The sequence below is a fragment of the Stutzerimonas stutzeri genome, assembly GCF_038561965.1.
Classification (GTDB): Bacteria; Pseudomonadota; Gammaproteobacteria; order Pseudomonadales; family Pseudomonadaceae; genus Stutzerimonas; species Stutzerimonas stutzeri_AA.
In genome coordinates this window covers 4,492,587-4,511,556 of record NZ_CP139348.1, presented here as the reverse complement: position 1 = coordinate 4,511,556, position 18,970 = coordinate 4,492,587, and the positions used below count along the sequence as shown (strand labels likewise).

The 18,970-nt window shown below is 63.1% G+C and carries 19 protein-coding genes; 9 read left to right on the top strand and 10 right to left on the bottom strand.

Features of this window, described 5'->3' with window-relative positions; translation table 11 throughout:
• Window positions 1–18 precede the first annotated feature (18 nt).
• From SM130_RS20850 to zwf, 4 genes are all read right to left on the bottom strand, one after another.
• On the bottom strand, window positions 19–420 hold the full coding sequence (locus SM130_RS20850; protein ID WP_102826651.1) for an ectoine synthase: 402 nt from the start codon (window positions 418–420) through the stop codon (window positions 19–21).
• Between the two features lie 10 nt (window positions 421–430).
• Window positions 431–1,708: a diaminobutyrate--2-oxoglutarate transaminase gene (gene ectB / locus SM130_RS20845; RefSeq protein ID WP_102826652.1), complete on the bottom strand. Its 1,278-nt coding sequence runs from the start codon at window positions 1,706–1,708 to the stop codon at window positions 431–433.
• The gene (gene ectA / locus SM130_RS20840; RefSeq protein WP_181019299.1) at window positions 1,705–2,220 is read right to left on the bottom strand and encodes a diaminobutyrate acetyltransferase; all 516 of its coding nucleotides are present in this window, start codon (window positions 2,218–2,220) and stop codon (window positions 1,705–1,707) included. The genes ectB and ectA overlap by 4 nt, the downstream gene beginning before the upstream one ends.
• Before the next feature lie 627 nt (window positions 2,221–2,847).
• Window positions 2,848–4,290, bottom strand: coding sequence for a glucose-6-phosphate dehydrogenase (zwf, locus tag SM130_RS20835; RefSeq protein ID WP_102826654.1), 1,443 nt, complete (start codon window positions 4,288–4,290; stop codon window positions 2,848–2,850).
• Window positions 4,291–4,431: 141 nt separating this feature from the next.
• Here zwf and hexR point away from each other — a divergent pair, with 141 nt between their 5' ends.
• Together hexR and SM130_RS20825 are read left to right on the top strand one after the other, a co-directional pair.
• The gene (gene hexR, locus SM130_RS20830) at window positions 4,432–5,298 is read left to right on the top strand and encodes a transcriptional regulator HexR (RefSeq protein ID WP_102826655.1); all 867 of its coding nucleotides are present in this window, start codon (window positions 4,432–4,434) and stop codon (window positions 5,296–5,298) included.
• 101 nt (window positions 5,299–5,399) lie between these two features.
• Window positions 5,400–5,612 carry a PA3496 family putative envelope integrity protein gene (locus SM130_RS20825; RefSeq protein WP_102826656.1) on the top strand — a complete coding sequence of 71 codons (213 nt, stop codon included), beginning with the start codon at window positions 5,400–5,402 and terminating at the stop codon, window positions 5,610–5,612.
• On the opposite strand, the gene SM130_RS20820 is transcribed toward SM130_RS20825, so the two are convergent.
• Window positions 5,557–6,516, bottom strand: coding sequence for a LysR family transcriptional regulator (locus SM130_RS20820; protein WP_102826657.1), 960 nt, complete (start codon window positions 6,514–6,516; stop codon window positions 5,557–5,559). The two genes, SM130_RS20825 and SM130_RS20820, sit on opposite strands and share 56 nt — an antisense overlap.
• A gap of 238 nt (window positions 6,517–6,754) precedes the next feature.
• On the opposite strand from SM130_RS20820, the gene SM130_RS20815 reads away from it, so the two are divergent.
• From SM130_RS20815 to SM130_RS20800, 4 genes are all read left to right on the top strand, one after another.
• Window positions 6,755–8,170: an acetyl-CoA carboxylase biotin carboxylase subunit gene (locus SM130_RS20815; RefSeq protein WP_102826658.1), complete on the top strand. Its 1,416-nt coding sequence runs from the start codon at window positions 6,755–6,757 to the stop codon at window positions 8,168–8,170.
• A 10-nt stretch (window positions 8,171–8,180) separates the two neighbouring features.
• Window positions 8,181–9,998, top strand: a complete 1,818-nt coding sequence (oadA, locus tag SM130_RS20810; RefSeq protein ID WP_102826659.1) for a sodium-extruding oxaloacetate decarboxylase subunit alpha — start codon at window positions 8,181–8,183, stop codon at window positions 9,996–9,998.
• Window positions 9,999–10,193: 195 nt separating this feature from the next.
• Window positions 10,194–11,135 carry a sodium-dependent bicarbonate transport family permease gene (locus SM130_RS20805; RefSeq protein ID WP_102826660.1) on the top strand — a complete coding sequence of 314 codons (942 nt, stop codon included), beginning with the start codon at window positions 10,194–10,196 and terminating at the stop codon, window positions 11,133–11,135.
• A 1-nt stretch (window position 11,136) separates the two neighbouring features.
• Window positions 11,137–11,439 carry a P-II family nitrogen regulator gene (locus SM130_RS20800; RefSeq protein WP_102826661.1) on the top strand — a complete coding sequence of 101 codons (303 nt, stop codon included), beginning with the start codon at window positions 11,137–11,139 and terminating at the stop codon, window positions 11,437–11,439.
• A gap of 91 nt (window positions 11,440–11,530) precedes the next feature.
• On the opposite strand, the gene SM130_RS20795 is transcribed toward SM130_RS20800, so the two are convergent.
• Complete coding sequence (locus SM130_RS20795) at window positions 11,531–11,926, bottom strand: hypothetical protein (protein ID WP_102826662.1); 396 nt, start codon at window positions 11,924–11,926, stop codon at window positions 11,531–11,533.
• 382 nt (window positions 11,927–12,308) lie between these two features.
• On the opposite strand from SM130_RS20795, the gene glsB reads away from it, so the two are divergent.
• Both glsB and SM130_RS20785 read left to right on the top strand, forming a co-directional pair.
• Entirely contained in the window at window positions 12,309–13,217 is a 909-nt protein-coding gene (glsB, locus tag SM130_RS20790) for a glutaminase B (RefSeq protein ID WP_102826663.1), read from the top strand.
• Between the two features lie 45 nt (window positions 13,218–13,262).
• Window positions 13,263–13,961: a carbonic anhydrase gene (locus SM130_RS20785; RefSeq protein WP_102826664.1), complete on the top strand. Its 699-nt coding sequence runs from the start codon at window positions 13,263–13,265 to the stop codon at window positions 13,959–13,961.
• Window positions 13,962–14,027: 66 nt separating this feature from the next.
• Here the strand turns inward: SM130_RS20785 and SM130_RS20780 are convergent, their stop codons facing one another.
• The 3 genes from SM130_RS20780 to SM130_RS20770 form a co-directional block, all read right to left on the bottom strand.
• The gene (locus SM130_RS20780) at window positions 14,028–14,837 is read right to left on the bottom strand and encodes a substrate-binding periplasmic protein (RefSeq protein ID WP_102826665.1); all 810 of its coding nucleotides are present in this window, start codon (window positions 14,835–14,837) and stop codon (window positions 14,028–14,030) included.
• Window positions 14,838–14,964: 127 nt separating this feature from the next.
• On the bottom strand, window positions 14,965–15,948 hold the full coding sequence (locus tag SM130_RS20775; protein WP_102826666.1) for an asparaginase: 984 nt from the start codon (window positions 15,946–15,948) through the stop codon (window positions 14,965–14,967).
• A gap of 99 nt (window positions 15,949–16,047) precedes the next feature.
• Window positions 16,048–17,469, bottom strand: a complete 1,422-nt coding sequence (locus SM130_RS20770) for an alanine/glycine:cation symporter family protein (RefSeq protein WP_102826667.1) — start codon at window positions 17,467–17,469, stop codon at window positions 16,048–16,050.
• A gap of 172 nt (window positions 17,470–17,641) precedes the next feature.
• Here SM130_RS20770 and SM130_RS20765 point away from each other — a divergent pair, with 172 nt between their 5' ends.
• Window positions 17,642–18,460: a Cro/Cl family transcriptional regulator gene (locus tag SM130_RS20765; RefSeq protein ID WP_102826668.1), complete on the top strand. Its 819-nt coding sequence runs from the start codon at window positions 17,642–17,644 to the stop codon at window positions 18,458–18,460.
• Between the two features lie 56 nt (window positions 18,461–18,516).
• Here the strand turns inward: SM130_RS20765 and SM130_RS20760 are convergent, their stop codons facing one another.
• A complete protein-coding gene (locus SM130_RS20760) occupies window positions 18,517–18,957 on the bottom strand; it encodes a GNAT family N-acetyltransferase (RefSeq protein WP_102826669.1) in 441 nt (146 codons plus the stop codon).
• Window positions 18,958–18,970: the final 13 nt, after the last annotated feature.

The window sequence follows — 18,970 nt, the reverse complement described above, 5'->3', positions numbered from 1 at the left end:
CGCCCCGGTAAACCGGTATCAGACGGTTTCGGCCTCCAGCGGGTAAACACCGCTTTCGTCGTGTACTTCCTTGCCGTTGAGCGGCGGATTGAAGACGCAAGCCATCTTCATGTCCTCGCTGCCGCCACGCAGCAGGTGCTCGTCGTGCTTGTCGAGGATGTACAGCGTGCCGGGTTCGATCTTGTAGATCTTGCCGTCGGCGATGGTCTCGATCTCGCCATTGCCGCTCATGCAGTACACCGACTCCAGGTGGTTCTGGTAGTGGATGTGCGTCTCGGTGCCAGCGTAGATGGTGGTGATGTGGAACGAGAAACCCATGTTGTCGTCTTTGAGCAACAGGCGGGTGCTGTCCCAGGTGCCGGTCTTGCTGTGGACCTTACGGTCGCTCTGCTCGCACTCGGCGAGGGTTCTAACGATCATTGCAAATACCTCAGGAAGCCTGGTTCGCGGCTTGCTCGCTCATCACGGCGGCAAAAGCCTTGTCGAGAATGGCGAGCGCCTTGTCGATCTGCTCGTCGCTGATGATCAGCGGGCAGAGGCACTTGACCACTTCACTGTGAGCGCCGCTGGTTTCAATCACCAGGCCGTTTTCGAAGGCGTGGCGGCAGATGGCGGAGGCGATGTCGCCATCCGGGCAGCTGATGCCGATCATCATTCCGCGGCCCTTGAGGAACAACGAATCCGGACCATGGCGGCGGATAATGCGCTGCATACCGTCGCCGATACGCTTGCCCTTGGCCTTCACGCTGTTGGCGAATTCGTCGTTCTGCCAGAAGTGTTCGACGGCGGCAGTGGCGGTGACGAAGGCGTGGTTGTTTCCGCGGAAGGTGCCGTTGTGCTCGCCCGGCTTCCACTGGTCCAGCTCCGGACGCAGCAGCACCATGGCGAACGGCAGGCCATAACCGGACAGCGACTTGGACAGGGTCACGATATCCGGATGGATGCCCATTTCCTCGAAGCTGAAGAAGGTACCGGTGCGGCCGCAACCGGCCTGGATATCGTCGACGATCAGCAGCATTTCGTGCTTGCGGCAAAGCTTGTCCAGCTTGCGCATCCACTCGCTGGACGCGATGTTCAGGCCGCCTTCACCTTGCACCACCTCGACGATCACCGCAGCCGGCTTGTCGATGCCGCTGGAAGGATCCGAGAGCAGCTTGTCCATCATGCCGATGGTGTTGGTCTTGTCGCCGAAGTAGTTGGCGTACGGCATGCGGCTGACATCGGTGAGGCTGATGCCTGAGCCGCCACGGTGATGCTGATTGCCGGTCGCGGCCAGCGCGCCGATGCTGCAGCCGTGGAAACCGTTGGTGAAGCTGATGATGTTGTTGCGTCCGGTGACCTTGCGCGCCAGCTTCATCGCCGCCTCGACCGCGTTGGTGCCGGTCGGGCCGGTGAACTGCATGCGGTAGTCACCCATGCCACGCGGTTCGAGGATCAGCCGGTTGAAGGTCTCGAGGAAACGCTCCTTGGCCGCGGTGTACATGTCCAGGCCATGGGTGATGCCGTCGTTCTGGATGTACTCGAGCAGCGCCTGCTTGAGTACCGGGTGGTTGTGCCCGTAGTTGAGCGTGCCGGCACCGGCGAGGAAGTCGATGTAGCGCTTGCCGTCCTGGGTAACCAGTTCGGCGCCCTGGGCCTGGTTGAAGACCACGGGGAAGGAACGGCAGTAGCTACGAACCTTGGATTCGTTCAGTTCAAAAGTTTTCATGCGTGCTCCTTGAGCTCTTCTTCTAGATGGGAAACGGTGAACGGGCCGGCGCGGTAGAGCACCTCGTCCTCGTGCTGGCCGCCGAAGTGCGCGGCGCGGGAGAACAGGGTGCGCGTGGTGCACTCGGCACCCAGCCGGTCGAATGCCCGCTTGAACAGCGCCTGGGACGCCGCGTTGTCCGGAGAGATGGTGGTTTCCATGAAGCGCACGCCGTGCTCGCCAGCCACACGGGCGGTGAGTGCCAGCAGCATGCGCAGGGCCAGCCCCTGACCGCGCATCGAACTGTCGACGGCGACCTGCCAGACGAACAGTGTGTCCGGGCGGGAAGGGGGGCGGTAACCCGAGATGAAACCAACCAGTTCGCCTTGAGCGTTCTCTGCGGCGATGGCGGTGTCGGCAAAATCAGAGCACTGCAGCAGGTTGCAGTAAACCGAATTGGTATCGAGGGGCTGGCAGCGCGCCACCAGCTGATGCAGGTTGTAACCGTCGCCGTCGGTTGGGCGACGGAGCACTACGGTAGGGAAACTCAAAACAATGCCTTTGGGGTTGTTGATTGAATTCCTTATTAGGGTAGGCATATCCGCCAGGGTTTCTCAACCCGAACTTCCAATTATGCGAAGTGCAGAGTCGTACATATATCGCTGGATCGCCCGCGATAGCTGCGATTGCGGGGAGGATGTTTCAGTCTGTTTCTTTTCGACGCAGGGAAGTTGTTCGGCTAGTTACTGCTTAAGATGTGAGCGAACCCAAGAAGTCTGACGCCGATTAGTTGTGCAAGTTCGACGATGATCGGTGAGTAGGCTCTGCAAGCCTCATGACCGCTGGCTCTCAGCCTGTTTCAGGTGCGCGGGAAGGCCGTCTCGTGCCGGCGGCTGACGGTGCGTTCTGATAGGGAAGTGTAGCGGGGCGTATCGGGCGAAGAGCCTGCGTGCAGCTGCTGCAAATATGCATGGCAGGCGGCCAGTTATATTTAGCTGAAATGACGCGCATATGACGGTGGATGACGGCCGAGGCAGAGCTAGTTATTCATGCTAGTTGCCAAGGCCGTATTCGGCTATATCAGGAAGTCTCTCGATCCGCTCTATCGCGCGTAATACGCGGCCTGCGGGGAAGTTCGAATTAGTTGCCGGTTAGGTATGTCATTGCCACCAGCGATGCCCCTGGCGCTCGATGAATTGATGGGCCTGCTCGGGTCCATCTTCGCCGGCGGGGTAGGGCCGCGGTTTGCGGTAGTAGCTGCCCCAGCCGCGCAGGATCGGATCGACCCAATTCCAGGCTGCTTCCACCTCGTCGCGGCGCATGAACAGCGTCGAGTCGCCCTCGATCACGTCCAGCAGCAGCCGCTCGTAGGCCTCCCAGCGTCGCGTGCTGCTGAAGGCATGCGCCAGATTGAGGTCCAGCTCCACCGGCTCGAGTTGCATGCCCTTGCCGGGCGCCTTGGCCATCAACTGCAGGCTGATGCTTTCTTCGGGCTGCAGGCTGATCACCAGGCGATTCACCTCGCCCTTGCTGAACAGCAAATGCGGCACCTGCTTGAAGGTGATGATGATTTCCGAGCGCTTGCGCGCCATGCGTTTGCCGGTGCGCAGGTAGAACGGCACGCCGGCCCAGCGCCAGTTGTCGATCTCGGCCTTCACCGCGACGAAGGTTTCGGTGTCGCTGTCGTTGTCGATGTTGGGCTCGAAGTAGTAGGCCTGCACGTCGTGGCCGCCGATGCGACCGGCGCCGTATTGGCCGCGCACGGTCTTGTCCAGCACGTTGTTGCCGGTGATCGGCTTGAGCGCCTCGAGCACTTTCACCTTTTCGCCGCGGATGTGCTTGGCGTCGAAACGCACCGGCGCTTCCATCGCCACCAGGCAGAGCAGCTGCAAGAGGTGGTTCTGCAGCATGTCGCGCATCGCGCCGGCATTGTCGTAGTAGCCGCCACGGTTCTCCACGCCGAGGGTCTCGGCTACCGTGATCTGCACATGGTCGATGTGCCCGGCGCGCCAGATCGGCTCGAACAGCGCATTGGCGAAGCGCAAGGCCATGAGGTTCTGCACCGTCTCCTTGCCCAGGTAATGGTCGATCCGATAGATGCGTGATTCGGGAAACACCGCACCGATCGCTTCGTTGATCTCCAGCGCCGAATCCAGCGAGTGGCCGATGGGCTTCTCCAGCACGATGCGCGCATCGTCGCCGGCTAGGCCGGCGCTCTGGAGATTGACGGCGATTGGCTCGAACAGGTCCGGCGCGGTCGCCAGGTAATACACCCGGACCCGGCCTTCGGCCTGGCCGAGATACTGGGCGAGGCGCACGTAGTCGCCGCGCTGTGAGGCGTCCATGGCGAAATAATCGAGGCGCTGGGCAAAGGCTTGCCAGGTGTCGGGACTGAAGTCGGCGCGAGCGATCTGGGCGCGGCAGTGGCGTTCGGCCAGGGCCAGGTAGCCGTCGCGATCGAGCTTCTTGCGCGCCAAGGCGAGAATCCGCACATCGGCATGCAGGCGCCCGTCGCGGTGCAGGTGATAGAGCGCCGGAAGCAGCTTGTGCAGCGTCAGGTCACCGGTTCCGCCGAACACGAGCATGTCACAGGATATCGACATCGAATCTCTCCCAGGGGCAAAAAATGGGCGTCATGTCGAGGCTTGTAGTATAACTACCGCCCCACTACAACCCGCTGACGGCTGAGCGGCGCTGATTGCGCCAGGCAAAGCCGTCAAACGTGATCATAGCGAGTCCGGAACGTGAATCTGCTGCAGCACATCGCCCAATCCAGAAGCCTGCTACGGAAGTCTGAGCTGAAAGTGGCCGACCATGTCCTGCTCGATCCGGCCTCGGTGATGCACAGTTCCATGGCTGACCTGGCTCATGTGGTCGGGGTCAGCGAGCCGACCATCGTGCGTTTCTGTCGTGCCATCGGCTGTCTGGGCTTCCAGGATCTGAAGCTCAAATTGGCGCAAAGCCTGGCCGCGGGCGCCAGCTTCGGCCAGTTCGCCATCAGCGAGAACGATTCGGTCGCGGATTTCGCACTGAAAATCTTCGACACCACGCTGCACACCCTGATGGAAGTCCGCGAACGGCTCGATCCCGAGGCGCTGCAGCGCGCTATCGCTGCCATGGCCAAGGCCGAGCGCGTGGAGTTCTACGGTTTCGGCGCATCCGGCGCGGTGGCCACCGATGCCCAGCACAAATTCTTCCGTCTGCTGCTGTCAGCCGCGGCCTATTCCGATCCGCACATGCAGGCCATGTCTGCGGTGACACTCAAGCCCACCGACGTGGCGATCTGCATCTCGCAGTCCGGTCGCTCGAAGGATCTGCTGATCACCGCCAACGTGGTGCGTGAATCCGGCGCGACGCTGATCACCCTGTGCCCGAGCCAGACGCCGTTGGCCGAGCTGGCCACCATCAACCTGGCCATCGATGTGCAGGAAGACACCGAGATCTATACCCCGCTGACCTCGCGTATCGCCCATCTGGTGGTGATCGACGTGCTGGCGATGGGGGTCGCGATGGCGCGCGGGCCGAGCCTGGTCAACCACCTCAAGAGCGTGAAGCGCAGCTTGCGCAGCCTTCGCCTGTCGCCGCAGAAGATCAAGCCGCACGACGATTGAGGCGCCGTTGCGTCTTCACTGTTACGTAATCACGCTGACTTCAGGTTGTCATCCGCTGCGTCGATGCTGGTCTCTCCTTACCTGTTCTGGGAGATCGCCTCATGCTCCGGCACACCGACGACAGCAGCCAGCTCGACAGCAAGACCCGTCGCAAACAGCAGGATGAGCGCCGCATGCGCTTTCGCCGCGCCATCGAAAGCTATACCGAGCAGCGCCAACTTCACGCCGAACTGAACGACTACGCCGATGCGCTGGTGCTCAGCTCGTTGCAGGGCGTGTCGGCGAGCCGGCGAAGCGCTCCGTCAGCGCACTGATCTGCGCGCGCTCTTCACGGAGAAAGGTGAAAAACGCCTGAGCCACCGGGCTCAGGCGCTTGCCGCGCGGATGTACCACGCACCAGCTGCGATACAGCGGCAGCTCCTCGACGGGCAGTTCACGCAGCAGCCCGCTAGCCAGTTCCAGGTGCACCGCATGCCGCGGCAGCAGCGCCAGGCCGAGCCCGGCCACCACGCACTCGCGCAACGCATCCAGCGATGCGACCTGGATGGTCTGGGCGAAATGTGCACGTTTCTGCCGCAGGTAGTCTTCCCCCGCCCGCCGCGTGCCCGAACCCGGCTCGCGCACCAGCAGCGGGTAGCCGGTAAGGTCCTGCAGCGACAGGGTGGCGGCGTGGCACAAAGGATGGTCCGGTGGCGCTACGGCAATGATTGGGTTGTTCAGGAAAGGCATGAACTCCAGGTCCATGTCCGTGGGCACTTGAGACATGATCAGCAGGTCGTCACGGCTGACCGACAGGCGCTTGACCGCCTGGGCATGGTTGACCACCACCAGTTGCAGGCTGACCTCTGGGTGCAGGCGTTTGAATGCGGCGAAAAGGTGCGGCGTGACGTACTTGGCGCTGGACTCCACGGCCAGGTTGAGTTGGCCCTGCAGCGAGCCCTGGATATCCGACAATTGCATGTCGAGGCTGTCCAGCCTGCCGAAGATATCCGTGCTGGCGCGTTGCAGTGCTTCGGCGGCATCGGTGAGATAGAGCTTCTTGCCGACGTACTCGAACAACGGCTGCCCGACCAATTCTTCCAGTTGGCGAATCTGCAGACTCACGGCCGGTTGGGTCAGCGACATTTCTTCGGCGGCGCGGCTGTAGGAGTGCGTTTCGCATACGGCGCGAAAGACCTGAAGCTGGCGCAATGTCATGCGCATAAGCGATTTTCGCATCACGTTCTCCGAAATAGTCTGGAATGGCTGCGAGATTCGGTTCGCCAGGCAGGGTTGACCGTTCGGCCAGTTTTAGAGCCGTTTCCCGGCATGTATAAGTAATTACTTATCATCAATCAAACAATTATTCATTTTCAGTAATCACCCCTGCGGGCGTAGGGTGAAACGGCTCGTTGCGAATGCGAGTGATCATGACCCGCACGCGGGTCGCCTGCTCAACGATCCGAGGAAAGACAGCGTGATCAAGAAGCTGCTGATCGCCAACCGCGGGGAAATCGCGGTGCGCATTGTCCGCGCCTGTGCCGAAATGGATGTCCGCTCGGTGGCGGTTTTCTCCGAAGCCGACCGCCATGCGCTACACGTCAAGCGCGCCGACGAAGCGCATTTCATTGGTGAAGACCCGCTGGCCGGCTACCTGAACCCCCGCAAGCTGGTGAACCTGGCCGTGGAAACCGGCTGCGATGCGCTGCATCCAGGCTATGGCTTTCTCTCCGAGAATGCTGAACTGGCGGAAATCTGCGCCGAGCGTGGTATTCGCTTTGTCGGCCCCAGCGCCGAAGTCATCCGCCGCATGGGCGACAAAACCGAAGCGCGGCGCAGCATGATCAAGGCCGGCGTGCCGGTTACGCCAGGCACCGAAGGCAACGTCGCCGACCTGGCCGAAGCGTTGCGCGAAGCCGAGCGCATCGGCTATCCGGTGATGCTCAAGGCCACCTCCGGTGGTGGCGGGCGCGGCATTCGTCGCTGCAACTCGCAGGCTGAGCTGGAGTCGGCTTACCCGCGGGTGATTTCCGAGGCGACCAAGGCCTTCGGCAGCGCCGAAGTATTCCTGGAAAAATGCATCGTCGAGCCCAAGCATATCGAGGCGCAGATTCTCGCCGATTCCTTCGGCAACACCGTGCACCTGTTCGAGCGTGACTGCTCGATCCAGCGGCGCAACCAGAAGCTCATCGAGATCGCGCCGAGCCCGCAGCTGACCCCGGAACAGCGCGCCTATATCGGCGACCTCGCCGTGCGCGCCGCCAAGGCGGTGGGTTACGAGAACGCCGGCACCGTGGAGTTCCTGCTCGCCGATGGCGAGGTGTACTTCATGGAGATGAACACCCGGGTGCAGGTGGAACACACCATCACCGAGGAAATCACCGGCATCGATATCGTCCGTGAGCAGATCCGCATCGCCTCCGGTCAGCCGCTCTCGGTCAAGCAGGAAGACATCCAGTATCGCGGCTTCGCCCTGCAGTTCCGCATCAACGCCGAAGAGCCGCGCAACGACTTCCTGCCCTGCTTCGGCAAGATCACCCGCTATTACGCGCCCGGCGGCCCCGGCGTACGCACCGATACGGCGATCTACACCGGCTACACCATTCCGCCGTATTACGACTCCATGTGCCTGAAGCTGATCGTCTGGGCACTGACCTGGGAAGAGGCGCTGGCCCGCGGCTCGCGTGCGCTGGACGACATGCGCGTGCAGGGCGTGAAAACCACCGCCACCTATTACCAGCAGATTCTCGCCAGTCCGGATTTCCGCAGCGGTCAGTTCAATACCAGCTTCGTCGAAAATCACCCGGAGTTGCTGAACTACTCGATCAAACGCAAGCCGGGCGAGCTGGCCCTGGCCATCGCTGCCGCCATCGCCGCCCACGCAGGACTGTGAGGAACGAACCATGACTGCTCAGAAGAAAATCACCGTTACCGACACCATCCTGCGCGATGCCCACCAGTCACTCATTGCTACACGCATGCGCACCGAAGACATGCTGCCGATCTGCGAAAAGCTCGATCGCGTCGGCTACTGGTCGCTGGAAGTCTGGGGTGGCGCGACCTTCGACGCCTGCGTGCGCTTTTTGAAAGAAGACCCATGGGAGCGCCTGCGCCAGCTCAAGGCAGCGCTGCCCAACACGCGTCTGCAGATGCTGCTGCGCGGACAGAACCTGCTCGGTTACCGTCACTACGCCGATGACGTGGTCGAGGCCTTTTGTGCCAAGGCGGCGGACAGCGGCATCGACGTGTTCCGCATCTTCGATGCGATGAACGACGTGCGAAATCTGGAAACCGCCATCCGCGCGGTGAAGAAGACCGGCAAGCATGCCCAGGGCACCATCGCCTACACCACCAGCCCGGTTCACACCGTCGAGCTGTTCGTCGAGCAGGGCCGGGCGATGCGCGACATGGGCGTCGATTCCATCGCCATCAAGGATATGGCCGGCCTGCTGACGCCGTTCGCTACCGGCGATCTGGTCCGTGCACTGAAGGCCGAAATCGACCTGCCGGTGTTCATCCATTCCCATGACACCGCTGGTGTCGCCAGCATGTGCCAGCTCAAGGCCATCGAGAACGGTGCCGACCACATCGACACGGCGATTTCCTCCATGGCCTGGGGCACCAGCCATCCGGGCACCGAGTCGATGGTCGCCGCCCTGCGTGGCACGCCGTACGACACCGGCCTTGATCTGGAGCTGTTGCAGGAGATCGGCCTGTACTTCTATGCGGTGCGCAAGAAGTACCACCAGTTCGAAAGCGAATTCACCGGCGTCGATACCCGGGTACAGGTCAATCAGGTGCCGGGCGGGATGATTTCCAACCTGGCCAACCAGCTCAAGGAGCAGGGTGCGCTCAACCGTATGGATGAAGTGCTGGCCGAGATTCCGCGCGTACGCAAGGACCTCGGTTACCCGCCGCTGGTGACGCCGACCTCGCAGATCGTCGGCACCCAGGCGTTCTTCAACGTGCTCGCCGGCGAGCGTTACAAGACCATCACCAATGAAGTGAAGCTCTATTTGCAGGGCCGTTACGGCAAGGCGCCCGGCACCATCGACGCCAAGCTGCAACGCCAGGCCATCGGCGGTGAGGAAATCATCGACGTGCGTCCGGCAGACTTGATCAAGCCGGAACTGGACAAGCTGCGGCTGGAAATCGGTGCGCTGGCCAAGTCCGAAAAGGACGTGCTGACCTACGCCATGTTCCCCGACATCGGGCGCAAGTTCCTTGAGGAGCGTGAGGCTGGCACCCTGCAGCCCGAAGTATTGCTGCCGATTCCCGACGGCAGTGCCGTCAGCGCTGCGGGCGGGCAGGGCGTGCCGACCGAGTTCGTCATCGACGTTCACGGCGAGACCTACCGCGTGGACATCACCGGCGTCGGCGTCAAGGGTGAGGGCAAGCGACACTTCTTCCTCTCCATCGACGGCATGCCGGAGGAGGTGGTGTTCGAGCCGCTGAACAATTTCGTCGGCGGTAGCGGTGGCAGCCAGCGCAAACAGGCCAGCGGGCCGGGCGACGTCAGCACCAGCATGCCGGGCAATGTGGTCGATGTGCTGGTCAAGGAAGGCGACGTGGTCAAGGCCGGCCAGGCCGTGTTGATCAGCGAGGCGATGAAGATGGAGACCGAGATCCAGGCGCCCATGGGTGGAACGGTCAAAGCGGTTCACGTCGCCAAAGGTGACCGGGTGAACCCGGGCGATGTCTTGATAGAGATCGAGGCCTGAACGATGGGCAGTGTGGCGTCCTGGCACGCCACATTGGCGCCGCTGCAATGCGGGCCGGCTACGCTGCGCAAAGCGACGTTGGCTAGCCCGGCGGTGGCGCGCTGGTAGCATGTCCCCTTTGGAGCCCGCGTGGCTCCTTTTTTAGGCCCGTGTCCGCCAGGGAGTGGTTCACCTTCCATGCTGTGGAGAATGTAGATGGGTATCGACCCAGTAGTGCTGTTCTTCGTTTTCGGCCTGTTCGCCGGGTTGGTGAAGAGCGAGTTGAAGCTGCCACCGGCACTCTATGAAACGCTGTCCATCGTGCTCCTGCTGGCCATCGGGCTGCATGGCGGCGTGGAGCTGGCCGAGCAGGCCAGTGCCGCATTGCTGGGCCAGTCGCTGCTGGTGCTGGCGCTGGGTGTGTTGCTGCCGATCCTGGCGTTCGTCCTGCTGCGCGGCCTGCGCTTCGACCGGGTGAACGCGGCGGCCGTGGCGGCGCACTACGGTTCGGTGAGTGCCGGTACGTTCGCCGTAGTGGTGGCTTATCTGGCAGCGCGGGAAATCTTCTTCGAAAGCTACATGCCGCTGTTCGTGGCAATCCTTGAGGTCCCGGCGATTCTGGTGGGCATCCTGCTGGCCAAGGGCGTGTCGCGCGATACCGACTGGAAGGAGCTGGGCCGCGAGATATTCCTCGGCAAGAGCATCATGCTGCTGCTGGGTGGCCTGCTGATCGGTGCGATTGCCGGGAAGGAAGCGATCAAGCCGCTCGAACCCCTGTACACCAGCATGTTCAAACCGGTGCTGGCGTTCTTCCTGCTGGAGATGGGGCTGATCGCCTCCGGCCAGCTGGGCTCGCTCAAGCGCTACGGCGTCAAGCTTGCCGCCTTCGCCCTGATCATGCCGCTGATTGGTGCGCTGATCGGCGCTGCGCTGGCGCGCTTCATGGGTCTGTCGCTGGGCGGCACGGCGATGCTTGCCACGCTGGCGGCGAGTGCGTCCTATATCGCGGTGCCTGCGGCGATGCGTCTGGCAGTGCCGGAGGCCAATCCGTCACTGTCGCTGACCGCCTCGCTGGGCATTACCTTTCCGTTCAACATCCTGATCGGCATTCCGCTCTATCTGGCGCTGGCCGAGCGGCTGATCGCCTGGGGGTTCTGAGATGAACGCGCACAATCGAACATTGCTGACCGTGATCTGTGAGGCCGCACTGGAACACAAACTGGTCGCCGACCTGAAAACCCTGGGCGCGCCTGGCTGGACGCTGTCGGACGCCCGCGGCAGCGGCAGCCGCGGCGTACGCAGTGCCGGCTGGGACACCGACGGCAACATCCGGCTGGAGGTGATCTGCAGTCGCGAGGTCGCCGAGCGTATCGCCGAGCACCTGCAGGCCCGTTACTACGAGCATTTCGCGATGGTCTGCTACCTGGCCGAAGTCGAAGTGCTGCGGCCCGAGAAGTTTTAAGCCGATCAGATGGATTGCTCGGCTGCTCGGGCAGCGTCCTCGGTTCAACCGCCGCCCTGGCGCAGGTCAGGCCGGGCGGCTTGCGAGAAACCTAGCGATCGAGCCGATGCTGGCTACGCAACTGCTTGAGGTCACCCTGGGTGCAGGTGAGGGGCGCTGCGCCGGTCAGGTCGTAGCAGCGCTGACCGAAGCCCATGGGCCAGTAGATGATGCCGCCTGGTGGCCAGAAGATGGAGGCAACACGGAAGCGTGCACGTAGCTTGCCCTGCTGCAACAGTTCGCCGTTGTCGCTGCTCAGCTTGTAGGGGATGCCGCCAGCGGCTGTCCAAAAGAACGGACGGGTTTTGACAAACCCCTGTGAATATTGCTGGGGCCGCTCGTAGACGGCGACTTTGCTGTTCTCGGGCAGCTTGAAGTAGGTCGCGGTGGAGCAGCCGGTGGCTGCCAGCGCGAGCGCCAGCACACCTGCGGCACGTTTGATCATCATCGGTTCTTTCCTTGTGGTGACGCCCAGGACACAGGCCGTGCCCCGTAAAGCGGGCGGCACTATACCTGAGCCGATTGCGATGCCGAATATGGCGCCGCGCCGCAGGTGGGCGCTCGTCACACTTCCCGAAGCGCGTGGCGGTACTGAATTGCTGGATAAAGCGGCCGCGGTTGGCGTCGAACCAAGTGCCGTTAGCGACTTGCCCGAGTCTCGGACGACCGGCCCGCGCGGAACGGGTGGCGGGCTCTGTCGGGTCGACGAAGCACAGATCGGACACGCCTGGAAATCTGCGCCAGGCGCGACGTCGACTGTGATGGGTGTGGTCCGAATGGCGTCTAGTAGCCTACGGCGCGGCGCGCGAGAAATCTTCCATGGGAGTGGCATGCAAAACCTGTTGAGCGAAATCCTCGATGAGGTCCGTCCGTTGCTTGGGCGGGGCAAGGTTGCGGATTACATCCCCGCGCTGGCAGACGTGCCGGCCGATCAGCTGGGCATCGCGGTCTGCAGTGCTGATGGTGAGCTTTACCAAGCGGGTGACGCCACAACGCCGTTTTCGATCCAGAGCATGTCCAAGGTGTTCAGTCTGGTCCAGGCAATCCAGCATGGTGGCGAATCACTGTGGGAGCGACTCGGTCATGAGCCGTCCGGGCAACCGTTCAATTCGCTGGTACAGCTGGAGTTCGAACGCGGTCGGCCGCGCAATCCGTTCATCAACGCCGGTGCGTTGGTGATTTGCGATATCAACCAGTCGCGCTTCGCGGTACCGGCGCTGTCGATGCGCGATTTCGTTCGGCATCTGGCGGGCAATCCGCTGATCGTCTCCGACAGCCGGGTCGCAGAGTCGGAATATCAGCACCGGGCACGCAACGCAGCGATGGCCTATTTGATGCAGTCCTTCGGCAACTTCCACAACGATGTGGAGGCCGTGCTGCGCAGCTATTTTCATCACTGTGCGCTGCGCATGAATTGCGTCGACCTGGCCCGCGCCTTCGCTTTCCTTGCCCGTGATGGTGCCTGCCCGCAGAGCGGCGAGAGGGTGCTGGCGCCGCGTCAGGCCAAGCAGGTCAACGCCATCATGGCTACCAGCGGCCTGTACGACGAGGCCGGCAACTTTGCCTATCGGGTCGGTTTGCCCGGCAAGAGCGGCGTCGGTGGCGGCATCGTCGCGGTGGTGCCGGGACGCTTCACCGTTTGCGTGTGGTCGCCGGAACTGAATGCCGCCGGCAATTCGCTGATCGGCATGGCAGCCCTCGAGGCGCTGTCGCAGCGTATTGGTTGGTCCATCTTCTGACGCGTGTGCCAATGGCCACTCAACCTATTTTGGAGAGAATCGAACATGAGCGATGACAAGATGAGCGAAACCGCCCAGGAGGCGCTCGATCACATCGTTTCCGGCGTCAAGCGCTTCCGCGAAGAGGTATTCCCACAGCAGCGTGAGCTGTTCGAGAAGCTCGCCTACGAACAAAAACCCAGAGCCATGTTCATCACGTGTGCGGACTCGCGGATCATCCCCGAGCTGATAACCCAGAGCTCGCCCGGCGACCTGTTCGTCACCCGCAACGTCGGCAACGTGGTGCCGCCTTACGGGCAGATGAACGGTGGCGTCTCGACGGCCATCGAATTCGCGGTGATGGCGCTCGGTGTGCAGCACATCATCGTCTGCGGCCATTCCGACTGCGGTGCGATGAAGGCGGTGCTCAATCCGGCTCAGTTGGAGCGCATGCCGACGGTCAAAGGCTGGCTGCGCCATGCCGAAGTGGCGAAGATCGTCGTCGAGCAGAATTGTGGCTGCGCCGACCACAACACCCTGGGCATCCTTACCGAGGAGAACGTGGTGGCTCAGCTCGATCATCTGCGCACCCACCCGTCGGTGGCGGCGCGTCTGGCCAGCGGTCAGCTGTTCATTCACGGTTGGATCTACAACATCGGCACCAGCGAGATTCGCGCCTACGACGCGGAGAAAGGCCAGTTCCGCCTGGTCGGTGACGGCCCGTTGCCGATGGCCACGCCGCGGGCACGTTATCAGGTAGGGTAAGGAGCACACGCTACCGCTCCTGGCCCCTGAGCGTGCGGCGAGACGTACCGCTGGCCGGGCTGCGGCTCAGCGATTGCCGGCGAGCGTCTTGCTTCGGTTCTGGATCAGGTAGCAAAGGTCCGGCGTCTTGCTGCAGCCGGCGTAGCCCTCGGCAATCACCTCGTCGAGAGCCTTCTGCAACCGGCTGACTACCGCGTCCGGCGTCTCGGGGCTGAGCGCGAGATACATGGGCTCGCTGCGATAGCTCAACACCACCTGCAATTGGCTTTCGTCGACGCCCTGCTGCCGGGCGTAATAGCGCCATACGGGGTCGGCCACCGCCCAAAGGTCGATGCGCCCGGTCAGCAGTTTGCGCAGATTCTCCGCGTCGTTGAGGCTGTTGCTGGTGGTGATGCCTTGGCTTTCCAGAAACAGGCTTACGCTGCCATTGGTATGACCGCCGATCTGGTAGCCCTGAGCCTGTGCCAGGCTGTCGAATTTCAGACCCTTGCCGGCAGGCGCCAGCAGCACGCTGTCATGGTGGGCCAGCGGTCCAACCCATTTGAAGTGTCCGGCATTCTGCGGTGTTCGCGCCACCGAGAACAGGCCGTGGGCGGATTGCTGGCGGGTCTGTTCGTAGAGCCGGCTCCACGGGCCACGCAGGGTCAAGTTGTAGGCGATGCCGGCGCGGCGAAAGATGTCGCGCACCGTATCGGCGTCGATCCCCTGCACGTCGTCGCCACGGGCGAAGCTTTTGCTGTTGGGACCCATGTTGAAGGGTGGGAAGGTGTCGGTCTGCAGGGTGATGGCGTAGTTGACGGGCAGTTCGGCCTGGGCGGCGCATGCAGCGCTGATGAGCAGGGCGAACAGCGCCCCGGCAGTTCGAGATCTGGCCATGGCATCGGCTCCTTGACGCTTTTTTATTAGTTGTTGGCGTAAGCAAGGTTAGCGGTGCCGAGCGGCTACCGCCAGCCGGCAGCACCCGCGCTGCGGGACAGCGCGCATTCTGCTGGGGCAGTGGCCTTCAGTCGGCCATTTCGCCGCACAGGTCGCGGCAGAACCAGTGCTCGACCTGGGCTTGGTCGAGCCCGGCGGAGAGGAGGGCGAACAGCTTGCCCAGAGCGGCTTCTCGGGTCATGCCGCCGCCGGAGATCAAACCTGCATCGCGCAGGCCGCTGCCGGTGGCATAGATACCGAAATCGACATGACCGCCGGGGCATTGGCTGATCGCCGCCAGCACCACACCTTGCCCATGCGCGCTGCGCAACGCGTCGACGAAGTCGAGGTCGCCTGCCGGGCCGGTGCCGCTGCCGTAGCATTCGAGCAATAGCGCTTGGGCGCCGCTGGCTACCAGCGCCCGGATCTGCGCGGCGCCGACGCCGGGATACAGCGGCAGCACCACGACATGGGCCGGGTGTTGTGGCAGCAGAACGGGCGGGCGTTCGGACGTCGCTGCTGCCAGCCGCTGTCGAGGCGCTTCGGCAAACGCGTCGAAGGCATCGCTGCGCAGTTTGCTGACCCGCGCGCCATGTAGCAGCACGTCATTGAAGAACAGGCGCACGCCTTGCACCCGACCAGCCTGCAACGCGCGCAGGGCGCCGAACAGGTTGGGCCAGGCATCGCTGCCTTCGCTTCCTGCCGGCAGCATGGCGCCCGTGAGCAGCACCGGTTCAGGCAGGTCGAGGAGCAGGAATGACAGGGCAGCGGCGCTGTAGGCCAGGGTGTCGGTACCGTGTAGCAGCAGGACCGCATCGCAGCGACCCTGCGCTACGGCGTCGCGGATGGTTGTCGCCATCTGCAACCAATGCACGGGCTGCATGTCGGCGCTGTCCAGCAGCGGCTGCAGTTCCTGGAAAGACCATTCCGGCAGCGGGCCCGGCTCGCACGCTTGCTGTGCGCGCATGCGGGCTTCGAACCCGGATGCCGGCATCAGCCCGGCGGCGCTTTGTTGCATGCCGATGGTGCCGCCGGTGTAGAGCACCAGCAGGCGTTCGATTGGTGGGTTCACGCGCACTCCTCGCTCGGTCGGCGCAGGCCATCAGGAATCAGGCGGAAGGGGCCAGCCCCGCGGTGCGGAGCTTGGGGGCTGGCCTGTCGCGTCGCGGCGTTAGCGGCGCTCGGCGGTGCTTTGTGCGGCCGGCATGTTCGCCTGCCACACCGCTGGGTCGAGATCCAGGTCGGCGAAGTCCTTCGGATCGAGCACTGGCTGCTCGATGCCCGCGCGGATCTGGCGGTCATAGTCGCGCATCAGACGCAGGCCGACCTTGAACAGCAGGGTCACGGCGATGAGGTTGGCGATCGCCAGCAGGCCCATGGTCACGTCGGCGAAGGCGAACACGGTGCCCAGATCCTGCACCGAACCCCAGAGCACGAGGATCACCACCAGGATGCGGTAGATCACTACCGGCATGCGCTTCTCGGTAAAGAAGCCCAGCGCGTTTTCGCCCAGGTAGTAGTTGTAGATCAGCGTAGTGAACACGAACAGCAGCAGCGCGATGCTGACGAACACCCGGCCCCATTCGCCAACCACGGCAGCCACGGCGGTCTGGGTCAGCACCACGCCGGCCTGGTCCATGCCTGGCTCGTAGACGCCGGAGAGCAGGATGATCAGCGCTGTGCAGCTGCACAGGATGATGGTGTCGATGAACACCGACAGCGACTGCACAATGCCCTGCGCTACCGGGTGCTTCACTTCTGCAACTGCCGCGACGTTGGGCGCACTGCCCAGGCCCGCTTCGTTGGAGAACAGGCCGCGCTTGACGCCCATCAGGATCGCCGCGCCGATGCCGCCAGCGAACGCCTGCTCCAGGCCGAAGGCGCTACGGAAGATCAGGCCGAAGGTCTCCGGAATCGCGCTGAAGTTGCTGCCGATGACGAACAGCGCCATGGCCAGGTAGGAGAACGCCATGACCGGTACCAGCACGTCCGCCCACTTGGCGATGCGGCGAATGCCGCCGAAGATGATGCCGGCGATCACCAGGGTCAACGCGATGCCACTGGCAACGGTCGGCACGCCGAAGGTGTCGTGCAGCGAGCTGGCCACGGTGAACGACTGCACGGCGTTGAAGCCGAAGCCGAAGGTCATCAGCAGCAGGATCGAGACGACGATGCCGAGCCAGCGCTGGCCCAGGCCGTGCTGGATGTAGAAAGCCGGGCCGCCGCGGTAGGTGCCATCCGGTTCGCGACGCTTGTACAGCTGCGCCAGCGAGCATTCGAAGTAGCTGGTCGCCATGCCCACCAGTGCCACCACCCACATCCAGAAGATCGCGCCAGGGCCGCCGAGCATGATCGCCACGGAAACACCGGCGATGTTGCCTGCGCCGACCCGGCCGGCGACCGAGAGCATCAAGGCCTGGAAGGAGGAGAGCTGACCCGGTTGACGCTCGAAGGCGTGACCGAAAATCGTGAACATGTTGCCGAAATAGCGGAACTGGACGAAGCCGGAGCGGATGGTGAAGAGCAGACCGAGGCCGATCAGCATGACGATCAGCAGCTTGCTCCAAATGAGGTCGTTTAGAAGGTCGAGCATGGCAATGTTCACCTTGTTGTCGTTGTTAGAAGCATCCGGCGCGCGCCGCTGCGCCGTGCAAGCGGAGGATGTTTCAACAGTGCGGCGCGCAGGGCAATTTCGCGGCTGGCCGCGAAGTGGCGCGAGCTGATGCTAGAATGGCGCAACTCGCGCCAACTCCTTAGGCAGTCCTGTGACTTCCCACCTCGCCGAAAACCTCAAGTTGCTCTGCAGCCACTACCGCTCGATTGCTGAGGTGTGCCGCAAGCTGGCCATCAATCGGGCGCAGTTCAACAAGTACCTCGGGGCGCAGAGCCGGCCGACGCCGTTCAATCTCAAGCGCATCGGCGACTTCTTCGGCGTCGAGAGCTATGAGCTGGAGATGCCGCCCGAACAGTTCGCTCGGCTGGTCGGCGCCCGGCATCCGGAGGCCCAGGCGGTGCCGCGTACCGATCCGCTGCTCGCGCTGCTGCAACCGCTGCGCGAGCACGCCGCGAGCCTGTCGCGCTATTGCGGCTACTACTTCGAATACGCCAACTGCATGTCGGTGCCGGGCAGCATCCTGATGTCGCTGGTACACCTGCGCGAGGAGAACGGCCTGTACCTGTTCGAGCGCCAGGAGCGGCAGGAGCGCGCCAGTCCGACGCTTGGCGACGCCGAGGATTGGGTGCGCTGCCGTTACCTCGGCGCCGCCTTCTGCCTGCAGGATCGGTTGTTCCTGATCGATTATGAATCGCTGACGCTCAACGAGATGAGCCAGACCATCCTCATTCCCAGCTTCAAGAGCCGCATCACCCGCCTTAATGGCATGAAGACCGGCGTTTCCTCGGGCGACCGCCGCACGCCGGCGTGCACCTCGGTGGTCTGGGAATACCTGGGCCGCGAGATCAACCGGGTCAGTGCCTATCGCCAGGTGATGCTCTACAGCCCGGACGACCCGCGCATCGACCCTGAGATCCGCGAGCGCCTGGCGACGCCGCATGTGCAGAACGGGCTGTTCGGGATCGAGTGAGGCGCCATCGCGCGCAGCAGGAAAAACTGCGATCCGGCCGATGCAGTTGCGCTTGCTCAGAGCAGCTGGCGGTACTGGATAAAACCAGTGCGGTCGGCAATGCGGTCATAGAGCATGCGGCCCTGGTAGTTGGTTTCCTGAGTCAGCCAGTGCACGCGGCTGGCCCCGGCAGCACGCGCTTGGCGCTGAACGTGTTCGATCAGTGCGCGGCCGAAACCGCCGCCGCGTGCGCCTTCGGCTACGTAGAGGTCCTGCAGGTAGCAGTAGTCGCCTGCCGTCCAGCAACTGCGGTGAAAGATCCAGTGCACCAGGCCGACGGCGTTCTCGCCGTGCCAGGCGAGGGCGGCGTGCATCGGCTCGCTCGGGTCGAGAAAGCGTTGCCAGGTGAGGGTGCTGGTTTCTTCCGGTATCTGCGCCTCGTAGAAGAGCTGATAGCCGTGCCAGAGTGCGAGCCAGGCCGCGTGGTCGTCAGGGGTAACCGGGCGGATTTTGATCACGGGTGCCGTCCTC

Coding starts and splice junctions, on each gene's coding strand:
- SM130_RS20825 (WP_102826656.1), top strand. CDS start 5,400: ATGCTCCGGCACACCGACGACAGCAGCCAGCTCGACAGCAAGACCCGT.
- SM130_RS20850 (WP_102826651.1), bottom strand. CDS start 420: ATGATCGTTAGAACCCTCGCCGAGTGCGAGCAGAGCGACCGTAAGGTC.
- SM130_RS20820 (WP_102826657.1), bottom strand. CDS start 6,516: ATGCGAAAATCGCTTATGCGCATGACATTGCGCCAGCTTCAGGTCTTT.
- SM130_RS20770 (WP_102826667.1), bottom strand. CDS start 17,469: ATGCTCGACCTTCTAAACGACCTCATTTGGAGCAAGCTGCTGATCGTC.
- SM130_RS20800 (WP_102826661.1), top strand. CDS start 11,137: ATGAACGCGCACAATCGAACATTGCTGACCGTGATCTGTGAGGCCGCA.
- zwf (WP_102826654.1), bottom strand. CDS start 4,290: ATGTCGATATCCTGTGACATGCTCGTGTTCGGCGGAACCGGTGACCTG.
- SM130_RS20785 (WP_102826664.1), top strand. CDS start 13,263: ATGAGCGATGACAAGATGAGCGAAACCGCCCAGGAGGCGCTCGATCAC.
- SM130_RS20805 (WP_102826660.1), top strand. CDS start 10,194: ATGGGTATCGACCCAGTAGTGCTGTTCTTCGTTTTCGGCCTGTTCGCC.
- SM130_RS20795 (WP_102826662.1), bottom strand. CDS start 11,926: ATGATGATCAAACGTGCCGCAGGTGTGCTGGCGCTCGCGCTGGCAGCC.
- glsB (WP_102826663.1), top strand. CDS start 12,309: ATGCAAAACCTGTTGAGCGAAATCCTCGATGAGGTCCGTCCGTTGCTT.
- ectB (WP_102826652.1), bottom strand. CDS start 1,708: ATGAAAACTTTTGAACTGAACGAATCCAAGGTTCGTAGCTACTGCCGT.
- oadA (WP_102826659.1), top strand. CDS start 8,181: ATGACTGCTCAGAAGAAAATCACCGTTACCGACACCATCCTGCGCGAT.
- SM130_RS20780 (WP_102826665.1), bottom strand. CDS start 14,837: ATGGCCAGATCTCGAACTGCCGGGGCGCTGTTCGCCCTGCTCATCAGC.